The 19,744-nt window shown below is 61.5% G+C and carries 23 protein-coding genes (1 of these 23 running past the window's edge); 15 read left to right on the top strand and 8 right to left on the bottom strand.

Translation table 11 applies throughout. The features are described 5' to 3' along the window. On the top strand, nt 1–117 hold the 3' end of the coding sequence (locus JFU48_RS16645; protein ID WP_103519757.1) for a hypothetical protein. The gene continues 165 nt to the left of window position 1, outside the view; only the last 117 of its 282 coding nucleotides appear in the window; the start codon falls outside the window, past its left edge; the stop codon is at nt 115–117. Nucleotides 118–127: 10 nt separating this feature from the next. On the opposite strand, the gene JFU48_RS16640 is transcribed toward JFU48_RS16645, so the two are convergent. Beyond that, nucleotides 128–697 (bottom strand): TetR/AcrR family transcriptional regulator, encoded by a 570-nt coding sequence (locus JFU48_RS16640; protein ID WP_201136980.1) that lies wholly within the window; start codon nt 695–697, stop codon nt 128–130. Between the two features lie 92 nt (nt 698–789). Between JFU48_RS16640 and JFU48_RS16635 the strand changes: the two genes are divergently transcribed. Further along, nucleotides 790–1,518: an SDR family oxidoreductase gene (locus JFU48_RS16635; protein ID WP_003226636.1), complete on the top strand. Its 729-nt coding sequence runs from the start codon at nt 790–792 to the stop codon at nt 1,516–1,518. 37 nt (nt 1,519–1,555) lie between these two features. Beyond that, nucleotides 1,556–2,152, top strand: a complete 597-nt coding sequence (locus JFU48_RS16630; RefSeq protein ID WP_201136979.1) for a 2-hydroxychromene-2-carboxylate isomerase — start codon at nt 1,556–1,558, stop codon at nt 2,150–2,152. A gap of 49 nt (nt 2,153–2,201) precedes the next feature. Here the strand turns inward: JFU48_RS16630 and JFU48_RS16625 are convergent, their stop codons facing one another. The 4 genes from JFU48_RS16625 to JFU48_RS16610 form a co-directional block, all read right to left on the bottom strand. Continuing rightward, entirely contained in the window at nt 2,202–4,010 is a 1,809-nt protein-coding gene (locus JFU48_RS16625) for an aminopeptidase P family protein (protein ID WP_201136978.1), read from the bottom strand. Between the two features lie 55 nt (nt 4,011–4,065). Further along, nucleotides 4,066–5,232, bottom strand: coding sequence for an aminotransferase class V-fold PLP-dependent enzyme (locus tag JFU48_RS16620; RefSeq protein ID WP_201136977.1), 1,167 nt, complete (start codon nt 5,230–5,232; stop codon nt 4,066–4,068). 205 nt (nt 5,233–5,437) lie between these two features. Next, nucleotides 5,438–6,052, bottom strand: coding sequence for a LysE family translocator (locus JFU48_RS16615; protein WP_003226640.1), 615 nt, complete (start codon nt 6,050–6,052; stop codon nt 5,438–5,440). Between the two features lie 101 nt (nt 6,053–6,153). After that, nucleotides 6,154–6,411: a hypothetical protein gene (locus JFU48_RS16610; RefSeq protein WP_103486595.1), complete on the bottom strand. Its 258-nt coding sequence runs from the start codon at nt 6,409–6,411 to the stop codon at nt 6,154–6,156. A 392-nt stretch (nt 6,412–6,803) separates the two neighbouring features. Between JFU48_RS16610 and msuE the strand changes: the two genes are divergently transcribed. The 4 genes from msuE to JFU48_RS16590 all read left to right on the top strand — a co-directional run bounded on the left by msuE (nt 6,804) and on the right by JFU48_RS16590 (nt 10,969). Beyond that, the gene (gene msuE / locus JFU48_RS16605) at nt 6,804–7,367 is read left to right on the top strand and encodes an FMN reductase (RefSeq protein ID WP_201136976.1); all 564 of its coding nucleotides are present in this window, start codon (nt 6,804–6,806) and stop codon (nt 7,365–7,367) included. A 10-nt stretch (nt 7,368–7,377) separates the two neighbouring features. Continuing rightward, nucleotides 7,378–8,523: an FMNH2-dependent alkanesulfonate monooxygenase gene (gene ssuD, locus JFU48_RS16600; RefSeq protein ID WP_103521915.1), complete on the top strand. Its 1,146-nt coding sequence runs from the start codon at nt 7,378–7,380 to the stop codon at nt 8,521–8,523. A gap of 129 nt (nt 8,524–8,652) precedes the next feature. Beyond that, nucleotides 8,653–9,840: an acyl-CoA dehydrogenase family protein gene (locus JFU48_RS16595; protein WP_201136975.1), complete on the top strand. Its 1,188-nt coding sequence runs from the start codon at nt 8,653–8,655 to the stop codon at nt 9,838–9,840. A gap of 25 nt (nt 9,841–9,865) precedes the next feature. Continuing rightward, nucleotides 9,866–10,969 carry a sigma-54 interaction domain-containing protein gene (locus JFU48_RS16590; RefSeq protein ID WP_003226649.1) on the top strand — a complete coding sequence of 368 codons (1,104 nt, stop codon included), beginning with the start codon at nt 9,866–9,868 and terminating at the stop codon, nt 10,967–10,969. Here JFU48_RS16590 and JFU48_RS16585 read toward each other — a convergent pair. Continuing rightward, complete coding sequence (locus JFU48_RS16585) at nt 10,966–11,331, bottom strand: antibiotic biosynthesis monooxygenase (RefSeq protein ID WP_103521913.1); 366 nt, start codon at nt 11,329–11,331, stop codon at nt 10,966–10,968. The two genes, JFU48_RS16590 and JFU48_RS16585, sit on opposite strands and share 4 nt — an antisense overlap. A gap of 95 nt (nt 11,332–11,426) precedes the next feature. Here JFU48_RS16585 and soxR point away from each other — a divergent pair, with 95 nt between their 5' ends. The 4 genes from soxR to JFU48_RS16565 all read left to right on the top strand — a co-directional run bounded on the left by soxR (nt 11,427) and on the right by JFU48_RS16565 (nt 14,497). Beyond that, nucleotides 11,427–11,876 (top strand): redox-sensitive transcriptional activator SoxR, encoded by a 450-nt coding sequence (gene soxR / locus JFU48_RS16580; RefSeq protein WP_003226652.1) that lies wholly within the window; start codon nt 11,427–11,429, stop codon nt 11,874–11,876. Between the two features lie 103 nt (nt 11,877–11,979). Next, entirely contained in the window at nt 11,980–12,438 is a 459-nt protein-coding gene (locus JFU48_RS16575; protein WP_201136974.1) for a VOC family protein, read from the top strand. Between the two features lie 208 nt (nt 12,439–12,646). Continuing rightward, on the top strand, nt 12,647–13,522 hold the full coding sequence (locus tag JFU48_RS16570) for an alpha/beta fold hydrolase (RefSeq protein WP_201136973.1): 876 nt from the start codon (nt 12,647–12,649) through the stop codon (nt 13,520–13,522). A 24-nt stretch (nt 13,523–13,546) separates the two neighbouring features. Beyond that, nucleotides 13,547–14,497 carry a LysR substrate-binding domain-containing protein gene (locus JFU48_RS16565; RefSeq protein WP_201136972.1) on the top strand — a complete coding sequence of 317 codons (951 nt, stop codon included), beginning with the start codon at nt 13,547–13,549 and terminating at the stop codon, nt 14,495–14,497. Between the two features lie 127 nt (nt 14,498–14,624). Here the strand turns inward: JFU48_RS16565 and leuD are convergent, their stop codons facing one another. Both leuD and leuC read right to left on the bottom strand, forming a co-directional pair. Next, entirely contained in the window at nt 14,625–15,239 is a 615-nt protein-coding gene (leuD, locus tag JFU48_RS16560; protein ID WP_201136971.1) for a 3-isopropylmalate dehydratase small subunit, read from the bottom strand. Continuing rightward, complete coding sequence (gene leuC, locus JFU48_RS16555; protein WP_201136970.1) at nt 15,236–16,654, bottom strand: 3-isopropylmalate dehydratase large subunit; 1,419 nt, start codon at nt 16,652–16,654, stop codon at nt 15,236–15,238. The genes leuD and leuC overlap by 4 nt, the downstream gene beginning before the upstream one ends. A gap of 409 nt (nt 16,655–17,063) precedes the next feature. On the opposite strand from leuC, the gene JFU48_RS16550 reads away from it, so the two are divergent. The 4 genes from JFU48_RS16550 to JFU48_RS16535 are packed head-to-tail and all read left to right on the top strand — an operon-like array spanning nt 17,064 to nt 19,712. Continuing rightward, the gene (locus tag JFU48_RS16550) at nt 17,064–18,263 is read left to right on the top strand and encodes a PepSY-associated TM helix domain-containing protein (RefSeq protein WP_003226657.1); all 1,200 of its coding nucleotides are present in this window, start codon (nt 17,064–17,066) and stop codon (nt 18,261–18,263) included. Continuing rightward, nucleotides 18,260–18,802 carry a thiamine pyrophosphate-binding protein gene (locus JFU48_RS16545; RefSeq protein ID WP_201136969.1) on the top strand — a complete coding sequence of 181 codons (543 nt, stop codon included), beginning with the start codon at nt 18,260–18,262 and terminating at the stop codon, nt 18,800–18,802. The genes JFU48_RS16550 and JFU48_RS16545 overlap by 4 nt, the downstream gene beginning before the upstream one ends. Further along, nucleotides 18,799–19,140: a hypothetical protein gene (locus tag JFU48_RS16540; protein WP_003226659.1), complete on the top strand. Its 342-nt coding sequence runs from the start codon at nt 18,799–18,801 to the stop codon at nt 19,138–19,140. The genes JFU48_RS16545 and JFU48_RS16540 overlap by 4 nt, the downstream gene beginning before the upstream one ends. After that, nucleotides 19,137–19,712 (top strand): DUF6162 family protein, encoded by a 576-nt coding sequence (locus JFU48_RS16535; RefSeq protein WP_201136968.1) that lies wholly within the window; start codon nt 19,137–19,139, stop codon nt 19,710–19,712. The genes JFU48_RS16540 and JFU48_RS16535 overlap by 4 nt, the downstream gene beginning before the upstream one ends. The last annotated feature ends 32 nt before the right edge of the window (nt 19,713–19,744 follow it).

The following is a 19,744-nucleotide window of genomic DNA, read 5'->3' as shown; positions in this document are numbered from 1 at the left end:
AAGGGCTACAAAGTCATCGCCAAATCAGGGGACGCCGTGGAAGAGCCAGGCGACTACCCATTCGGTCTCAATCCGGCCGGCTATACCAGCCGCAGCATGATCGTCATCTGCAAATGAATCATTCTGGCTACTCGCCTCGTCGAGCAGCCAGCTGACGCCCGATCTCCTCATGGCTGGACTTCAATACCGTCCGTTGAATGTCCGGTGTCACCAGCATCCTCGCTACCACCAGTGCCCCGACACATTGCGACAGAATCGCCCATGCCAGGCTGTCGCTCTCCAGAATCTGTGCCCAACTGGCTTGCAGCCGACAAATCCACAACTCTGCCTGCTCACGAACCTGATCATCTGAACGGGCAATTTCCGCGCCCAGCGTCGGCAAGGCGCAGCCCGATTCTGGCTGCTCTACGTGGGCCATGCTCAGGTATTGTTTGAGACAGCGCTCCAGCCGCTCACGATCCTGTGCTCCCTGCCCTCCGAGTCGCTCCAGGCTCTGACACAGTTCGCGCTCGACGATGGCCGTGAACAGCGCGTCTTTCGAAGAGAAGTGACTATAGAAAGCAGCGCCACTGAGGCCGATAGCCTTCATCAAACCATCGACCCCGACAGTCGAAAAGCCCGAACGCTTGGCTGACAGCGCGCTGCTGTTCAGCAGTTTTTCTCGGGTTTCCAGCTTGTGACCAGCGGAATACCGCATGTACTTGCCCTCTTTATCGACCGCCTTGACGTTATCCGGATCCTAGCATAACGTTCGTTCACTTAACGATCGTTTACTAAAGGGATTCACCCATGAATAACAAGAAGGTCGTGTTAGTGGTTGGTGCCGGTGATGCCACGGGCGGAGCGATTGCCAAGCGTTTTGCCAAAGAGGGTTTTGTCGCTTGCGTCACCCGCCGCAGCGCCGACAAATTGCAGCCGCTGGTCGACGCGATTCAGGCCGAGGGTGGCGAAGCACACGGTTTTGCCTGCGATGCGCGCAAGGAAGAAGACGTCATTGCCCTGATTGAAGACATCGAAACCCGCCTCGGCCCGATCGAAGCGTTTGTCTTCAACATCGGCGCCAACGTGCCTTGCAGCATTCTTGAAGAAACCGCACGCAAGTATTTCAAGATCTGGGAAATGGCCTGTTTCTCGGGTTTTCTCAATGCCCGCGAAGTAGCCAAGCGCATGGTCACCCGCAAACGCGGCACCCTCCTGTTCACAGGCGCTACCGCCGGGCTGCGTGGTGCTTCCGGATTTGCCGCATTTGCCGGCGCCAAACACGGTATCCGTGCACTGGCGCAAAGCATGGCGCGGGAATTGGGCCCGATGAACATCCATGTCGCCCATGTAGTGGTCGATGGCGCCATCGATACCGACTTCATCCGCAACAGTTTCCCCGAGAAGTACGCGACCAAGGATCAGGACGGCATTCTCAACCCCGAACATATCGCCGAAAACTATTGGTACCTGCACAGTCAGCCACGGGATGCCTGGACATTCGAGCTGGACCTGCGCCCCTGGAACGAACGCTGGTAAGCCCCTCCTCCATAACAATAACCAGAGAGCAGCGAAGATGACGAAAACCGTGGAGTTCTATTTCGACCTCGGCAGCCCTGCCACCTACCTGGCCTACACCCAGTTGCCGAAGATCTGTGCCGAGACCGGCAGCCAGCTGACCTACATCCCGATGCTGCTGGGCGGTGTGTTCAAGGCGACCGGCAACGCCTCACCGGCAATGATTCCGGCAAAGGGCCGCTACATGTTTCAGGATCTGGATCGCTACGCCAAACGTTATGACGTGCCGCTCAAGTTCAATCCGCACTTCCCGATCAACACGCTGACATTGATGCGTGCCGTCACCGGGATACAACTGCACCAGCCAGAACGCTTTCAGGCGTTTATCGATTGTCTTTTCAAGGCGCTGTGGGTGGAGGGGCGCCCTCTCGATGAGCCGGCCACCGTCGCTGCGGTATTGAGCGAACACGGCTTCGCCCCCGATGAAGTACTGGCCCTGACCAACGACGAGTCGGTCAAGGCTGTACTCAAGGAGAATACGGAGACAGCGGTAAAACGCGGCGTGTTTGGTGCACCGAGCATGTTCATCGGCAACCAGATGTTCTTCGGACAGGACCGGCTCGACTTCGTCGAAGAAGCCCTGCGCCAAGCCTGAATCAGCAGCAGAACTCAGGCGCTGCCAATAGCGCCTGAGCTTCAACCATTCAGATCGCCGCTGTGCGCGTGTTCAGCCACTCCAGCGCGGCCCCCTCAAGCAATGGACTCAGTCGCTCACGCACTTCGGCATGGTAGGCGTTGAACCACTGCTTCTCTTCCTGCGTCAGCAAGGATGGCTCCAGGCAACGCGTGTCGATCGGGCACAGGGTCAGCGTTTCAAACTTGAGGAACTCGCCGAACTCGCTGCTTCCCGCCTCGCGGTTCATTGCCAGGTTCTCGATCCGCACGCCCCAACGACCCGGACGATAGGTGCCCGGCTCAATCGAGGTGATCATCCCCGGTTGCATCGCCGTTTGCGGTGCCGGTGCTGCCTGATAGGCGATCACCTGCGGGCCTTCGTGCACGTTGAGGAAATAGCCGACCCCATGACCGGTGCCGTGACCGTAATCCACGCTTTCCGCCCAGATCGGCGCACGCGCGATGGCATCGAGCAACGGCGACAGAATGCCTTTCGGGAATTGCGCTCGAGACAGAGCGATCACGCCCTTGAGCACGCGAGTGCAGTCACGCTTCTGCTCAGCCGTCGGCGTACCCACCGGCACCATTCGAGTGATGTCGGTGGTGCCACCCAAGTACTGGCCGCCCGAGTCGATCAGCAGCAAACCGTCGCCCTCGATCACCGCGTGTTCTTCTTCGGTAGCATGGTAGTGCGGCATTGCACCATTGGCATTGAACGCGGCAATCGTATTGAAACTCAGCGACACGTAATCCGGACGGCGCTCACGGGCAGCGGTGAGCTTTTCATCGATGGTCAGTTCGGTGATGCGCTCGCGGCCCCAGGCCGATTCCAGCCAGGCAAAGAATTCGCACAGCGCCGCGCCATCCTGCTCCATGGCCTTGCGGATGTGCTGCGCATCGGCCTCGCTTTTTTGCGATTTGGCGAGGGTGGTCGGGTTCAAGCCTTCGATCAGTTTCACCGCACTGTCCAGGTTATTCAGCAAACCGCTGGTCACCCGCGCCGGGTCCACCAGCAGGCTCGCGCCGCTCGGTACAGCGCGCAAGGCGTCGGCGACTTCACGGTAATCGCGCAGGGTCACGCCGTCCCGCTCCAGCACCGCACGCAGCTCGGCATCGACTTTGCTCAAGGCCACGAACAGTGTTGCTTGCTGTTGATTGATCAACGCAAAAGAAACAAACACCGGGTTGAACGACACGTCGCCGCCACGCAGGTTGAACAGCCAGGCGATGTCATCGAGGGTGGCGATGAAGTGCCAATCGGCGCCACGTTCCTGCAGGGTCTCGCGCAGTTTGGCGAGTTTTTCGCCACGGCTGACCGTCGCTTGCGGTGGCAGATGTTGATAGATCGGCGCGTTCGGCAGGCTCGGGCGATCCGCCCAGACTTCATTCAGCAAGTCGATGTCAGTACGCAGACGCGCGCCGCGGGCTTCAAGCTTGCTGCTCAGGGTGCGCGCCGAAGCGACAGCCATCACCGCACCGTCGACCGCGACTACGCCACCTTCCGGGGTCTGCTCGGCCAGCCAGTCCAGCGGGCTCGGCTGCCCCGGTTGCAGCTTGACCAGTTCGATGCCGCTGCCCTTGAGTTCCTTGGTCGCCTGTTCCCAATAGCGACTGTCGGCCCAGACCCCGGCGAATTCAGCAGTCACGATCAAAGTGCCGACCGAACCATGGAAGCCCGACAGCCATTGCCGCCCCTGCCAGTAGCCCGGCAGGTACTCCGACAGATGCGGGTCGGCCGATGGCACCAGCAACGCATGAATGCCTTCGCGGCGCATCAGTTCACGGGTGTGCGCCAGGCGCTGGGGAACCGTTCCTTCGGTCAAAGTCTGGGTACTCATCATGTCTCCTGCCAATCACTTCATCGTTATTGTTCGTAGCCGTGCAAACGGCTGGTTAAAGCCCTGTCGCCCAGAATGCCGGAGCACTGGCGCAGGCGCTTTTGATCAGTTCTGCCGCCTGATCGATATCGTCGGCGGTGGTGAAGCGGCCAAGGCTCAGGCGAATCGTGCGACCGGCCAGCCGTGCGTCGTGCCCCAGCGCCAGCAACACGTGAGAGGGTGTGTTGCTCGCCGAATTACAGGCCGAGGTCGCGGAAAAAGCGATCGAATGGCTCAAGGCTGCACTGTTGAACTCACCTTCGCTGAAGGTCAGGCTCAAGGTATGCGCGATGCGCTGGCTGGCGCTGCCGTTGAGGCGCACGCCCGGCAGGCTCAGCAACTGTTCAAGCAACCGCTCACGCAGCGCCACGATGGACTTTTTCTCGGCATCGAATTCGGCAGCCGCCAAGGCGAATGCCGCGCCCATGCCGGCGATCTGATGCGTCGCCAGAGTCCCGGAGCGCAGCCCGCCTTCGTGGCCGCCGCCATGAATCTGCGCCTGCAAACGCTGTTGCGCGCGCAGGCCGACATACAACGCGCCGATGCCTTTGGGGCCGTAAAGCTTGTGCGCGGAAAACGACATCAGGTCCACCGGCCACTGCTGCAGATCAATCGCCACTTTGCCGGCGCCCTGAGCGGCATCGACATGGAACAACGCCCCACGGCCGCGCACCACTTCACCGATGGCCGGAATATCGTTGAGCGTGCCGAGTTCGTTGTTGACCAGCATCAACGACACCAGAAAGGTGTCGTCGCGCATTGCTTCGCTGACCGCCTGCGGGGTGATCAGACCTTCGGCGTCCGGCACCAGATAGGTCACCGCGACGCCGGCATCCTGCAATTGCCGGGCGGTATCGAGAATGGCTTTGTGTTCGATCTGACTGGTAATGATGTGGCCACCGGCAACGCCGCGCGCCTGGGCCACACCCTTGAGGGCGAGGTTGTTGGATTCGGTGGCGCCGGAGGTCCAGACGATCTGCGCAGCCTCGGCACCGACCAGTTCGGCGACTTGCCGACGGGCCTGCTCGACCGTTTGCCGGGCCTGCTGGCCGAAGGCGTGGGAGCTGGAAGCCGGGTTGCCGAAGTTACCGTGAAAACCCAGACAGTCGATCATCACCTGGATGACCCGCTCGTCCACCGGGGTGGTGGCGGCGTAATCGAAATACAACGGACGTTTATTCATAAAAGACTCGCAGAGCGTGTTCCGGGATCAGGAGGCTCGTGTCTGCAAACGGCACAGCGCAGCCTTGTGAGCTGCGCCTGGGTTCGAGACCGTCATCAATACCTGATCGGATGCCGTTAAAGAAGAACAACTTCATTTAAAAGTGCGTAGGAACGCTCCTGAAGTCGAGCTTAACAGGCATCGGGCCGGCGGTTGAAGCAATGCGTCAGTGAAAGCTTTCGAGAAGCAGCGGGTACAGCGAAATCACCAACAGCGCCGCCATGCCCCAGTTGAACACGCGCAACCAGCGCGGGTCCTTCAGCACATTGCGCAGCAGCGTGCCGCACGCCGCCCAGACGCCGACGCTGGGCAGGTTGATGATGGCGAACACGGCGGCGATGACCACCACGTTGGTGAAATAACCCTGCATCGGCGTGTACGTGCTGATGGCACCGATGGCCATGATCCAGGCCTTGGGATTGACCCATTGAAACGCGGCGGCACCGAGATAGCTGATCGGCTTGGCCTCACCTTCGACGCCCTCGCCTACCGGGCCCGAATGGGCGATTTTCCACGCCAGGTACAACAGATACGCGGCACCGAGATAGCGCAGCACCGTGTAAAGAATCGGGTAAGTCTGGAACACCGCGCCGAGGCCAAAGCCCACTGCGACCACCAATACGAAGAAACCGCAGGTGATGCCGAGCATGTGAGGAATGGTGCGGTTGAAGCCGAAGTTCACGCCCGATGCCAGCAACATGGTGTTGTTCGGCCCCGGTGTAATCGAGGTGACAAGGGCAAACAGGGCAAAGCCCAACAGCAGATCAAGCGAGAGGGTCATGGGAGCAATCCGTCGGGGGTCATTCAGGTGTTGACCCTATCGCACGGCAGCCCGCAAACCCACGGACAGTTACGCGAAAATACGAGCAGTACAGTTTTCGATTAACTTGGACGACCGTGCAGCTGTATCGCACGTCCGGCGCTCATTTCAGCTTTCTTGTCGAATTGCGATTCGCCCAGCAGTGCCGCTTTCTTCGCGTGATATTCGTCGAAGGACAAGCCGCTGCGGTTCAGCGCTTCCATCGCCAGTTCGCGGGTTTCTTCGGCAGTGTATGGCCGTTGTTCGGGGGCAACGTGGGTCGCGCAACCGGCAAGTACGGAGACAGCAAGCAGCAGCGAAACAGTCAGTAAACGATTCATGGGGAGCGTCCTGGCGAGCGGTGGTAGTCGATGGACAAAGGCTACGCCCGCGCCCGTGCGGGCAAAAATCAACGCTCTCAATAGTGGCTATCAGGATTTCAGCTTTAACGCTCTCATATCTCCTAACGATCTATAAATATCGATTAACGTTCTTTTACGGAATAACCAGCAGCCGCTATAAATCCCTGCACGCGGCGAACAACTGTTGCTCCAGCAACTGTTGCCCAGGCAACAGCAGATCAACAAACCCGCCTGATATCTGCACAACCGACTCCCGCCAGAACGCTCAAGCCCAGGTAATCCGGGCCTCTCAGGAATTGGTACAGCGCTTGCTCAAGCCTTGGCACTTACTCACTGCTCGCTGAGCAACTGTTGATAAAAAGGAACTCATCATGTCGCGTCCCCTGAAAGTCGTCGCTCTCTCCGGCGGCACCTGGCGTCCATCGCGCACTCTGGTGCTGACCCAGGCGCTGTTGGCCGAGTTGGCTGGGCACTTGCCGGTCGAGAGTCATCTGATCGAGCTCGGCGATATCGCCCGCCCACTGGGCAGCGCTCTGTCGCGTCAGGAGCTGAGCGCCGAGGTCGAGGCCGAACTGCAAGCCATTGAACAGGCCGATCTGCTGATCGTTGCCGCGCCGGTGTATCGCGGCTCCTATCCGGGCCTGCTCAAGCATTTGTTCGATCTGATCGACCTCAACGCGCTGATCGACACCCCGGTGCTGCTCGCCGCCACCGGTGGCAGCGAGCGCCATGCGCTGGTGCTCGATCACCAGTTGCGTCCGCTGTTCAGTTTCTTCCAGGCCGTGACCCTGCCCATTGGCGTGTACGCCACCGAGGCCGACTTCGCCGATTACCAGATCACCAGCGAACCGCTGAAAGCGCGGATTCGCCTGGCTGCCGAACGCGCCGCGCCACTGTTCGGTACGCAAATCAAACCGTTGCTGAAAATCGCTTAAGGAGCTGCTCATGGATGTTTTCTGGTTCCTGCCGACCCACGGCGACGGCCATTACCTGGGCACCACCCAAGGCGCGCGCCCGGTCACCCTGAATTATCTGAAACAAGTGGCGCAAGCCGCCGACAGCCTCGGCTATCACGGCGTGCTGATTCCTACCGGGCGCTCCTGCGAAGACTCGTGGGTGATCGCTTCGGCGCTGGTACCGTTGACCGAACGTCTGCGTTATCTGGTGGCGATCCGTCCGGGAATCATTTCGCCAACCGTTTCGGCACGTATGGCGGCGACACTCGATCGACTGTCCAACGGTCGTCTGCTGATCAACGTGGTGACCGGCGGCGATCCTGACGAAAACCGTGGCGACGGCAGCTTCCTCAGTCACAGCGAACGCTACGAAGTCACCGACGAATTCCTCAAGATCTGGCGCCGCGTGCTGCAGGGCGAATCAGTGGATTTCGAAGGCAAGCACCTGAAAGTACAGAACGCCAAGGCCCTCTATCCGCCAGTGCAGAAACCCTATCCGCCGCTGTATTTCGGCGGCTCGTCCGACGCGGCGCACGACCTGGCCGCCGAGCAGGTGGACGTATACCTGACCTGGGGCGAACCACCCTCCGCCGTCGCCGAAAAACTCGCCGATGTGCGCGAGCGTGCAGCACGCCACGGGCGCAAGGTGAAGTTCGGTATTCGCCTGCACGTGATTGTTCGCGAGACCGCCGAAGAGGCGTGGAAGGCTGCGGACAAATTGATCGAACACATCAGCGACGAGACCATCGAGGCGGCACAGAAGTCCTTCTCGCGCTTCGATTCCGAAGGTCAGCGGCGCATGGCGGCGTTGCACGATGGTCGTCGCGACAACCTGGAAATCGCCCCCAATCTGTGGGCCGGCGTTGGTCTGGTACGCGGCGGTGCCGGTACGGCGCTGGTGGGCGATCCGCAGCAAGTGGCCGCGCGGATCAAGGAGTACGCCGACCTCGGTATCGAGAGTTTTATCTTCTCCGGTTATCCGCATCTGGAAGAAGCGTACCGGTTTGCCGAACTGGTGTTCCCGCTGTTGCCCGAGCCGTACGCAAGTCTGGCCGGACGCGGCGTGACCAATCTCACCGGGCCGTTTGGCGAAATGATTGCCAACGATGTGTTGCCCGGCCAAGCCAAGGCCTGAAAACGCCCATTGTAGGAGTGAGCCTGCCCGCGAAAGCGGTGTATCTGCGACGGTGATGTCGACTGTGCTGACCACATCGCGAGCAGGCTCACTCCTACAGAGGATTGCATCGATTTTGAGGAACACCGTGTGACCGCCAAACCACAAAGCACCCTGCTCTCCCCGCTGCAGACTGCTCGCCAGCTGGCCGCTGAATTCGCCCTCACCGCCGTCGAGCGTGACGAGCGCGGCGGCACGCCGAAGGCCGAACGCGATGCCCTGCGCGACAGCGGCCTGCTGGCCCTGAGCATTCCCACCCGCTACGGCGGGCTCGGCGCGACATGGAGCGAAACCCTGCAGATCGTGCGCGAGTTCGCCAAGGTCGACAGTTCCATCGCCCACGTCTTCGGCTTTCATCACCTGATGCTCGCCACCGTGCGTCTGTTCTCGCGGCCCGAACAATGGCAGCCGTGGTTCGAACAGACCGCGCGACAGAACTGGTTCTGGGGCAACGCCCTCAACCCGCTCGACACCCGCACCGTGGTCAAGGATTTCGGCGGTTGGCGCGAGTTTTCCGGGAAGAAAAGCTTCTGTTCCGGCGCCAGCGACTCACAGATGCTGATCGCCTCGGCCGTCGACGAAAGTGCCGGCGGCAAATTGCTGATCGCGGCGATCCCCAGCGGTCGCAGCGGCATCACCCTGCACGACGACTGGAACAACATCGGCCAGCGCCAGACTGACAGCGGCAGCGCCACGTTCGAACGGGTGCGGGTCGAAGAATCCGAGCTGCTGCTTGATCCCGGCCCGTTGAGCACACCGTTCGCCTGCCTGCGTCCGCTGATTGCGCAATTGACCTTCACCCATATGTTTATCGGGATCGCCGAAGGTGCCTTTGAAGAAGCCCGGCAATACACCCTGAGCGAAACCCGTCTCTGGCACAAATCCGTAGCCCGCAATGTGCGTGAAGACCCGTACGTGCTCGCGCATTACGGCGAGTTCTGGGTCGCGCTGGAAGGCATTCGCCTGCTGGTCGAACGGGCCGCCGCGCTGCTCGACGAGGCCTGGGCCAAAGGCCCGAACCTGACCGCAGAGGAACGTGGACATCTGGCCACGGCGATTGCCACCGCCAAGGTCGCCGCCAGTCGTCAGGGGCTGGAGATTTGCAGCCGCTTGTTCGAAGTCACTGGCGCGCGTTCGACCCACGCCTCGCTGCGCCTCGACCGGCACTGGCGCAACCTGCGCACGCAGACCCTGCACGACCCGCTCGATTACAAACTTCATGAGCTGGGCGACTGGGCGCTGAATCAGGCGCTGCCGGTGCCGACGTTCTATTCCTGATCTTGCCTTTAATGGAGCGAGTCCCATGCAACTGCTGACCCTTCCGCCCTCACCCGCTCTGGCGACGTCGATCCGCGCCACCGCGCAGGTCTTCGAAGACCCCAAGTCCCAGGCCCTGCTCGCGCATCTGCAACAGGTCGCGCCGAGCGAAGCCAGCGTGCTGATCATTGGCGAGACCGGCACCGGCAAGGAGCTGGTGGCGCGGCATATCCACAATCTGAGCCACCGCCGGCATCGGCCGTTTGTCGCGGTCAACTGCGGTGCGTTCTCCGAATCGCTGGTGGAAGCCGAGCTGTTCGGCCATGAAAAAGGCGCCTTCACTGGCGCCCTCAGCGCCAAGGCCGGGTGGTTCGAAGAGGCGGATGGCGGCACCTTGTTCCTCGACGAAATCGGCGATTTGCCGATGGCGATTCAGGTCAAGTTGCTGCGGGTGTTGCAGGAGCGCGAAGTGGTACGCCTCGGTTCGCGCAAAAGCATTCCGATCGATGTGCGCGTGCTGGCCGCGACCAACGTGCAACTGGAGAAAGCGATCAATGCCGGCAACTTCCGCGAAGACCTGTTCTACCGATTGAACGTGGTCAATCTGGAACTCAGTCCGTTGCGCGAGCGGCCCGGTGACATCCTGCCGCTGACCCGGCATTTCATCGAGGCCTACAGCCAGCGCCTGGGTTACGGACGGGTCAGCATCAGCCCCGGCGCCGAACAGAAACTGCGCAGCTACAGTTGGCCGGGCAACATCCGCGAACTGGAAAACGTCATCCATCACACCCTGCTGATCTGCCGCAACGGCGTGATCGAGCGCGACGATTTGCGCCTGTCGAACCTGCGCATCGAGCGCCCGGACGATCAGCAGTCGAACGCCGACGACTCACCGGAAGCGTTGCTGGAGCGGGCCTTTCAAAAGCTCTTCGAACAACAGGCCGGCGCCCTCCACGAAAAAGTCGAAGACGCCCTGCTGCGCGCCGCCTATCGCTTCTGCCATTACAACCAGGTACATACCGCCGCGCTGCTCGGTCTGAGCCGCAACGTCACCCGCACGCGATTGATCAAGATCGGCGAACTGGCGGTGAACAAGCGGCGACTCACGGAGAACCTGCACGGTGAACGCCTGATTCAGTTGTCGATCTAGCCCACCAGATTGCAGTGCAGCGCATCGTCATGACTGCGGGCGATGCTGCTCAACACCTGAAATGAATTGAAGGTCACGGTTTTCGCCTGATGGGCGCGGATCAGCTGCCAGAAATCCTGCTCGCCGCTTTCATAGCGACAGAACGCCGCCTCTCCTGCCTCACGGCTCTGCCATTGCAGCAAGCTCAGCACCCGCCGACCGTCGTCGCTGACCTGGACGCTGGCGCTGACGAAGCCTGCGTAGCGCTGCGCCAGATGTTCGCTCTGCTGCGACAGCGCCGAGACCAATGCCGGTTGCTGGCGCGGCTCGATCTCGAATTCGATCAACTGGGTAAAACTGCGATTTTTCACTGAAGTTTGCATGAGAAGTCCCCACTCATCGTAAGACGAGTCTTGCGACTCGAAGGCCTGCAGGGTAAAACCTCTAGTTAAGTCAAGGTCAAGAGTCATTTTGCAAAATGATCACCAAGGAAAACCTGCACAAGCAACTCACCGTGGGCGAAGTCGCAGCGCGCAGCGGTGTCGCGGTCACTGCCCTGCACTTTTATGAATCGAAAGGCCTGATCAAGAGCCAGCGCAATGCCGGCAATCAGCGGCGCTATCCACGGGAAGTCTTGCGTCGGGTGGCGTTGATCAAGGTCGCGCAACGCCTGGGCATTCCGCTGGCGGAAATCGGCGAGGCACTGAAAATCCTCCCGGACGACCGTGCCCCGACGGCGGCGGACTGGAAAGTCCTGTCCGAACAATGGCGGCGCGAGCTGGACGAGCGAATCAATCAATTGACGTTGTTGCGCGACCGGCTCACCGGTTGCATCGGTTGCGGTTGCCTGTCGATGGAGGCCTGCCCGTTGCGCAACCAGGGCGATGTGCTCGGTGAGCAGGGGCCGGGGGCGCATTTTCCGGACTGACGGCTCGTCGGGGAAAAATGCTGGCCGCGCAGACAGTTCTATAGTGAATCCTCCACAAATCCGGTGGAGTTCCACCCCGAAAACAAAGAACAGGGAGAACGTCATGAGCGTCAAACCCATTCCCGAGGGGTATCACAGCATTACCCCGTACCTCGGCATCCTCAAGGCCGCCGAGGCCATCGAGTTCTACAAGAAAGCCTTTGGCGCGACCCAAGTCATGCGCCTGGACATGCCCGACGGGCGCATCGGCCACGCCGAACTACGCATTGGCGACAGCGCGATCATGCTTGGTACACCGTGCGATCAAGGACCGTTGAGCGGCCCGGACAATGCGGTGTCGGTCGGTCTGCATCTGTATGTCACCGATGTCGACAAGTCCTTCCAGCGAGCGCTGGATGCCGGGGCGAGTGCGGTGTCCGAGGTCAAGGATCAGTTTTATGGTGATCGCAGCGGCACGCTGAAGGATCCGTATGGGCACGTGTGGTTTCTCGCCACGCGCAAGGAGGATCTGACGGAAGAGCAGATCAAGCAGCGGGCGATGGCGATGTTCAGTCAGGGTTGAGATTTTCAGGGTTTGGGCTGGCCCTATCGCGAGCAGGCTCACTCCTACAATTGGAACGCGTTTCAACTGTAGGAGTGAGCCTGCTCGCGATGAGGCCAGTGCGGACACATCACACTTCATGAACCACCACACCACGCTTCAACCCTTGCCCCGAATGCCGAACACTTCCAGGATGCATCCCACCCGCACCTGAACAAGGATCAGCCCGATGTTTGCCGGATTCGTCAAAGACCAGCGCCACGTCAACGGCGTCGACATCGCCTACCGCCTCGGCGGCAGCGGCCCGGGGCTGTTGCTGTTGCACGGGCATCCGCAGACCCACGTGATCTGGCACAAGATCGCGGAACAACTGGCCGAGCATTTCACCGTGGTCGCCGCCGACCTGCGCGGTTATGGCGACAGCGCCCGACCGGCTGCCGATGAACAACACCGCAACTATTCAAAACGCGAAATGGCCCGAGATAACGTCGCGTTGATGCAGGCGCTGGGGTTCGAACAGTTTTCGATTCTGGCCCACGACCGTGGCGCCCGGGTCGCCCATCGCCTGGCCCTCGACCACCGCGCTGCGGTGCAACGGATGCTGCTGTTGGACATCGCCCCGACTCTGGCGATGTACACGCAGACCAACGAAGCGTTCGCCCGCGCCTATTGGCACTGGTTCTTCCTGATCCGTCCGGCGCCGTTGCCGGAAACCCTGATCGAGGCCGATCCCGAAGCCTATCTGCGCAGTGTGATGGGCAGCCGCAGCGCCGGGCTCACGCCGTTCACCGAGCCAGCGTTCGGCGAATACCTGCGCTGTCTGCAACGTCCCGGCAGCGCCCGGGGCATCTGCGAGGACTACCGCGCCAGCGCCGCCATCGATCTGGAACATGATCGTGCCGACATCGCCGCCGGCAATCAGCTTGAACTGCCGCTACGCGTATTGTGGGGCGCGGAAGGCACGGTCGGGCGCTGTTTCGACCCGCTCAAGGAATGGCAGCAAGTGGCAACCAGGGTCAGCGGCAAGGCGCTGCCGGGCGGGCATTATCTGGCGGAAGAAGTGCCGGAACTGCTGCTCGCCGAGGCGCTGGATTTCCTGCGCTGAACCGAGCCGTTCCTGGCCGATGCTATGCTGGCGGCTTGTGCCGCCAGTGCTCGCTCCCACATGTCCCAGAACAAAGACACCGTGCCCCTGCCCGAAGACTTGCGCGTGCTGCTGACCGTGATCCGCAAGAACGGTTTCGCCGCTGCCGCCGATGAGTTGGGGCTGTCCCCGGCCTACGTCAGCAAACGCATCCAGATTCTCGAATCGACCCTCGGCACCCGCCTGCTGCACCGCACCAGTCGTCGGGTGTCGCTGACCGAGGACGGCGAGCGGGTACAGCGCTGGGCCTTGCGCATCCTCGATGATTTCCAGCAACTGCACGACGACCTCGCCGACGCCCACGACAGCCCGCGCGGGCGTTTGCACATCTGCAGCAGTTTCGGCTTCGGTCGCAACCATGTGGCGCCTGCGGTTTCGCGGCTGGCCGAACGGCACCCGCAATTGCAGATTCGTCTGGACCTGTTCGACCGCGCAGTGGACATCGTCAACGAGGGTTTCGATCTGGAAATCCGCGTCGGCGACGACCTGCCCGGCCAGCACATCGGCCGGCAACTGGTGAGCAACCGCCGTGTGCTGTGCGCCGCCCCCGAATACCTTGAGCGCCGAGGCACCCCGCAGACTCTGGACGATCTGCAACAACACGACTGCCTGGTGATCAAGGAGCGCGACAACGCCTTCGGCGTCTGGAATCTGGACCGCAACGGCACGCAGGAAAGTGTGCGGGTCAGTGGGCCGTTGTCTTCCAACCACGGCGAGATTGTCCTGCAATGGGCGCTCGACGGCCGCGGCGTGTTGCTGCGTTCATTGTGGGATGTGAAACCGTTGCTGGAGCAGGGCCGACTGTTGCCGGTGCTGACCGATTACAGCCAGAGCGCCAATGTCTGGGCGGTGTACCCGACGCGGCTGGCCAACTCCGGCAAGCTGCGGGCGTGTGTGGAGTTTTTGCAGGGGCATTTCAAGGATCTTTCTCTCTAGCCCAAACACCACAAAACCCTTTGTAGGAGTGAGCCTGCTCGCGATGGCGCCGTGTCAGTCGACATCATCATTGACTGAATGACCGCCATCGCGAGCAGGCTCACTCCTACAGAGGGCTAGTTGGGTGTTAGCTCAGCCACGGGTTGGCGGCCAGGTGTTCGCGCTCGAACGCCTCGATCTGCTCACGCCGCTGCAAGGTACTGCCAATCGCATCCAGCCCCAGCAACAGCGCAGTCTTGCGCAAGCCATCAATCTGGAAATCGATGACTTCACCGTCCGCCAGTCGAATCTGCTGCGCCTCTAGATCGACATTGATCTGCGCCGTGTCAGGCTGGCTCACCAGTCGGCCAATGCGCTGCACTTGAGCCTCATCCAGAGTAATCAGCAACACGCCGTTGCGCTGGCAGTTGTCGTAGAAGATCCCGGCAAAACTGCTGCCGATCAGCGCGCGAATGCCCATCTGCTGCAACCCCCACACCGCATGTTCGCGACTGGAACCGCAGCCGAAATTCGCCCCGACCACCAGAAAATTCGCGCCCTGCCAGGCCGGCTGGTTCAACACGAATTCAGGGTTGGGCGTACCGTCGGCAAGAAAACGCAGATCGAAAAACAGCCCACGATCCAGACCCTGACGGTCGATACCCTTGAGAAACTGCTTGGGCATGATCACGTCGGTGTCGACGTTGGCCGCGAGCATTGGCGCAGCCTGACCGCTGACCTGAGTAAAGGGTTGCAGGCTCATGGGCGTTCTCCGAAGTGGCGGATGTCAGTCAGGTGGCCGTTGATCGCCGCAGCGGCGACCATGGCCGGGCTCATCAGGTGCGTGCGCGCCCCCGCGCCCTGCCGGCCTTCGAAATTGCGGTTGGTGCTGGAGGCGCAGCGGTCACCGGGGGCCAGCACGTCATCGTTCATCGCCAGGCACATCGAACAGCCGGACTGGCGCCATTCAAACCCGGCATCAATGAAGATCTGCGCCAGCCCTTCGGCTTCGGCCTGGGCGCGGACCTCACTGGAGCCGGGCACGATCATCGCCCGCACATGCCCGGCCACCCGCCGCCCGTGCACGACGCTGGCGGCGTCACGTAAATCTTCGATCCGCGCGTTGGTGCAGGAGCCGATAAAAGCGTGACTGATGACGATATCGCGCAGCGCCATCCCCGCCTCCAGGCCCATGTATTGAAGGGCGCGGCGCATGTCCTGTCGCAGGATCGGATCATCGACGGTCTGCGGGTCCGGCACCCGTGCGCCAATCGCCGCCGCCTGATCGGGGCTGGTGCCCCAAGTGACCATCGGCTCCAGCAGACTGGCGTCGAGGTACACTTCGCGGTCGAACACGGCGCCGGAATCGCTGCGCAATTCACGCCATTTTTCCACGCCGCGCGCCCAGAGCTCGCCTTGTGGCGCGCGCGGTTTACCGTTGAGATAAGCAAAGACTTTTTCGTCCGGCGCCATGAACGCGCCGCGCGCGCCCGCCTCGACCGCCATGTTGCAAATGGTCATCCGCGCTTCGACGCTCAGCGCATCAATGGTCGAACCCGAGAACTCGATCGCATAACCCGTGGCCCCCGACGCACCGATCCTGCCGATCAGCGCCATGATCACGTCCTTGGAGGTCAGCCCCGGCGCCAGTTCGCCATCCACCGTCACGCGCATACTTTTCAGGCGTTTGTAGACCAGCGTCTGCGAGGCCAGCAGATGCTCGATCTCCGAGGTGCCGATGCCAAACCCGAACGCCCCCAGCGCACCGTACGTGGTGGTGTGGCTGTCGCCGGCGGCGATGACCATGCCCGGCAGGATGAAACCCTGCTCCGGGGCGATCACATGCTCGATGCCTTGGCGCTTGTCGAGAATATCCAGCAGTTCGATGTCGAAGTCCCGGCAGTTTTCCGCCAGATACGACACCTGCCGCGCACCGCCCGCATCAGGCATCGCCGCCACCCGTTTGGGGGTGGTCGGATTGACATGATCGACCACCGCCAGCGCCGTGGCCGGCCGCCAGACCTTGCGCCCGGCAGCGCGCAGACCACTGAATGCCTGTGGACTGGTGTATTCGTTGATCACCTGACGGTCGATATACAGCAGCACATGGCCTTGGTCGTCGAGGCGGCACACGGTGTGCGAATCGATGTGTTTGTCGTAGAGGGTTCTGGGGTTCATCAGGGTGCTCACTCAGGGAAATCCGGTGCTCTCCATCATAGGGAGCGCCGACCGGCCATCAATTGCCTGACAGTGAGTGCGGCATTCATGAATCGTGTTTGATCGGCTGATCACCAAACACCCCCTGTAGGAGCGGGCTTGCTCGCGAAAGCGTCCTCTCAGTCGACATCCTTATTGAATGAACCACCGCATTCGCGAGCAAGCCCGCTCCCACAGGGGGGGTGGTGGCGTCTGGGCGGAAGTGCGAAACATTTACTTTCATATCGTCTTTCGGGATTTGTCCGGCTCATCCGTCCTATAGAGATGCAGGCCGTTCGCGTAGGCAACAGCCACGACCGCGCCTTTTACGGAGAACCATGCTGCGAAGCCCGTAGCAGAGGCTCCTCTCACCGAATCAAGACGCGCAATCATGTCAAAGAAATCCCGCTCGAAACTGTGGTTCCTGGTGCATAGCTGGCTCGCGTTGCCGATCTGGTTTTTTGTCCTGATCGTCTGTGTCACTGGCACGCTGGCGGTGGTCAGCCAGGAAATCGTCTGGCTGGCCAACCCGCAGATGCGTGCCAGCCCGCCGTCGGACGACGCGCCGCTGCTCAGTTACGACCAGGTACTGGCGGCGATCAAACAAGCCGAGCCGCAGACCCTGGTACAAAGCATCAGCCGTCCCGATGAGTCGCACTTTGCCCTGGACGTCGAAGTCAGCTACCCGGACGGTCGCTCGCTGACGGTCTATGTCAATCCGTACACCGGAGTCATTCAGGGCACCGCCCCCAGCTTCGACTTCAAGGCGTTCACCCGCGCCCTGCACGGCTGGTGGCTGGTGCCGTTCACCAACGGTTTCAGTTGGGGCTGGTATCTGGTGTCGTTTCTTGGCGTGCCGATGCTGGTGTCGTTGATCACCGGGTTGGTGGTCTACAAAAAATTCTGGAAAGGTTTTCTGCGCCCGACCCTGCGCATACGCCACGGCGCGCGGATCTTCTGGGGCGACTTCCACCGACTGTGCGGCATCTGGTCGATCTGGTTCATCGCGGTGATCTCCATCACCGGCATCTGGTTTCTGATCCGCGCGATCCTGTTCGATAACCAGATCTCCATTTCCAGTGAGCCGATCATTCCCGCCATGTCCCGGGAGAGCGTGCCGATTTCGGCCGCCGGCACACCACCGCCACGTATCAGCCTGGACCGCGCCGTCGAGATCGCCCAGCAGAAGATCCCAGGGCTGGAGGCCAGTTTCGTCAGCCTTCCAGGTAACGCCTACAGCCACATGAGCGTCGGCGGTCGCGGCTGGTATCCGCTGATGTTCCAGACCGCAACGCTCAATCCGTACAACGGCGACATCGCCGCGTCCCGCCTGCTGTCCGATCGCTCCTCGCTGGAGTTTGTCACCGAGTCGATGCGACCGCTGCACACGGGTGATTTCGGCGGTATCTGGATCAAGTTGATCTGGTTCTTCTTCGGCCTGCTGCTGAGCATGATGGTACTCAGCGGCTTGCTGATCTGGACCAAGCGCACGGCGCTGGCCACCGCCAATGCGCTGAAGCGCGAGGAAAAGAAAAACCGCATCCAGGCACAACCGGCCCGTACCCGTGTGCCTTCGGAGGTGAGCCTGTGAGCAAGTCCGGCACGATCACACCGCCCTCCCGACTGGCCCGTTTCTGGCACCAATGGCGCTTTCACCTCAACGTCCTGCTCCTGCTGATTCCGCTGGGCTTCATGCCCAAATATTTCGCCGATGCCTCGCTGTTTCGCGGCGACAGCGGTTTGGGCCAACGGGAGATTGGCAACATCCAGGTCGGCCCGTGGAGCCTGCGACTGGCCGAATTGCGCAACGAAGCACCGACTCTCACCGGGCCGGCCGGCTATATGAAGGATTTCAGCGCCGCCCTGTGCGATACCTGTATCGAACAGGTCAAGGCTACCTACCTGCGCATCGGCAAGCCGCGCAGCCTGCGCGCCGCTGGCACTATCTTCTTCGGTACGCCGTACCGCATGGGCACACAAATGCCGATTCCGGAAAAGACCCGTCCCGACGCCGAACTGTGGATCACCATGGAAGGCTGGGACGGCAGCATGCATCAGGCCTCGATTCCCCTGAGCCAGGCCTCCCCCGCGACCCTCGCCTGGCTGAACCAACAAGGAGCCAAACCATGAACTGCGTTCAACGCCCTTCCCGTCTGCGGTTGCGCGCCGCGTTGCTGATGCTGTGCGCAGGCTTCAGCGCCGGCGCCCTGGCCCATAACCCGATGTGCGAATGCAAAGCCGTCGACGCCGAGCAGATCAAATGCACCGGCGGCTTTTCCGATGGCAGCGGCGCGCCGGGGGTGACCCTGGACGTGATCGGTTACGACGAAACCATTCTGGTGCCGGGCAAGCTCGGCGCCGATTCGAGCCTGACCTTCAAGAAACCGGCGGCCGAGTTTTATGTGCTGTTCGACGCCGGCCCCGGGCACGTCGTGGAAATCGACCAAGCCGACATCGAGGCCCCATGAGCACGCCCACCACCCAAGTCGTACGTCCGGCCGGCGCCGGGCATGAAACCCTGAATGTCCTGATCTTGTGTTTGCTGATCCTTGCCGTCGCCGGATCAGTGGTGGCATGGCGCGGGGTGTCCCATGAGCCGGAGCCGGTTTCCAGCCATCAACTCGATGCACGGCGCGACCTGAGTGCCGCCGAGCAAGGCATCTATGCCGACCTGCGGGTGACCCTCGACGAGATCCGCCTGCTGCGTGAAGAGCAGCAAAGCCTGCCGACTCCGCAAAATCTGGCCGAGGAAGGTTTCGCCCCGTTCGCTCAGGACGCCAGCTCGGTCAGCCGTGGCGGCCATGCCTGGCAGTTACTGGCGGACAGCGCCTATTACGGCCACAGCCAGTCGCCCGCCGTCGCCGGTTCGTTCGTGATGTTGCTGAGCGCCGACGCCAGTGCCGCGCCGGACATCTGGCTTAACCGCGACGCCGATCTGCAAACGCCTGCCGAGCTGACCGACGCAGCGCTGTCCGCCGCCGGCTGGAAACAGATCGTCGCGCAGTTCGATGCCGGCGTGACCCGCGAACATCGCCACTGAACCTTCGCCTTCACCCGAGAGAAGACCGCTTG

It is taken from the genome of Pseudomonas sp. TH49, assembly GCF_016650625.1.
In the GTDB taxonomy this organism is placed as follows: Bacteria; Pseudomonadota; Gammaproteobacteria; order Pseudomonadales; family Pseudomonadaceae; genus Aquipseudomonas; species Aquipseudomonas fluorescens_H.
This window is presented reverse-complemented; position numbering and strand designations above follow the sequence as displayed.